Raw genomic sequence first — 279 nt, 5'->3', positions numbered from 1 at the left:
AGCATGGAATGCGACCCTACGAGGACCGTCAACAATCACCACGAGCAGAGCACGCGGAACGGTCGAGATCGGGGCGTTCTGAACCTCGAAAATCTCATCACCAGGCGTGGTGTCCTCCACACCGTAGTACAGTCCAAGCACCTGCTCGTCGAACTGAAGCGCGTTGAAGGTCACGTAATCCGCCGGAGCTTCGGTTACGACCTCGCGGAAGGTAGCATTCGACCATGTGCCTTGAACCTCGGTATCGCCGCCGTCAAAACCGAACGTCGGAAGCTCATC

1 protein-coding gene is annotated in these 279 nt (G+C 57.7%); it reads right to left on the bottom strand.

Going from position 1 to position 279, the window contains the following annotated elements; all coding sequences use genetic code 11:
* A partial coding sequence (locus JYB63_RS23105; RefSeq protein ID WP_205660252.1) for a phage tail tube protein occupies positions 1-279 on the bottom strand: 279 nt, incomplete at both ends.

Source organism: Aliamphritea spongicola (assembly GCF_017051665.1).
In the GTDB taxonomy this organism is placed as follows: Bacteria; Pseudomonadota; Gammaproteobacteria; order Pseudomonadales; family Balneatricaceae; genus Amphritea; species Amphritea spongicola.
Note: the sequence above shows the minus strand (reverse complement) of the source record. Positions and strands in the feature narration are given on the sequence as shown.